The sequence below is a fragment of the Alkalibacterium sp. s-m-28 genome, from assembly GCF_054658175.1.
Genome location: NZ_BAAGIQ010000249.1, coordinates 1 through 591, shown reverse-complemented (window position 1 = coordinate 591; position 591 = coordinate 1). Strand labels below are relative to the sequence as shown.

General features: G+C 37.2%; 1 pseudogene. It reads right to left on the bottom strand.

Annotation, left to right across the window (positions count from 1 at the left end):
- Positions 1–467 (bottom strand): annotated as a pseudogene (locus tag ACYQ4S_RS12180) (hypothetical protein); the annotation flags it as partial.
- Between the last annotated feature and the right edge of the window lie 124 nt (positions 468–591).

Genomic DNA, 591 nt, shown 5'->3' with positions numbered 1-591 from the left:
CAACGAATAAGACGAGGCTTCTGTGATTCTTTTCCAGGAACATGAGTGTGATGACACACCTTACAATACCGCTGGCCTATCTGTTTATTGTTTAAGTACAAATAAGAATCAGGCGCATGGCAGCGTGGACACTTTTCTTTTTTAGATAGTTGAGGTGATGTTTTTCGCCGACGAATAGGTTTAATCGGTTTACCGAGGTCTTCGGAATAATCTAGAATACGTTGATAATCTAAATCATGTACCTTTCTAATGATTGGAAGGTCATCTATTTCCATATGTTTATATGGAAGATTAAGAGGTTCCGATGCTTTTGGAGCACGGGAGTGCTTTAAAAACTGATCACGTTCTTCAATAAGGGAACGCGTTAATTCTCGGTATTTTTCAAGCATTTCCTGTTGTCTGATATTTTCTTTCAGACAATAGTAGATAATTTCAAACTGAGCGTTTATAATAGGGGTATACAACACTTGTCCATTCCTTTCTTGGAAGTAGTTTGGTTGGTACCTACTATTTTGAACGAGATTTAGGGGAGGGGCAAGTGTTTTTTTGCTTTTCCTTGATATAACAACCATTGTAAGCAATTATTAAAAG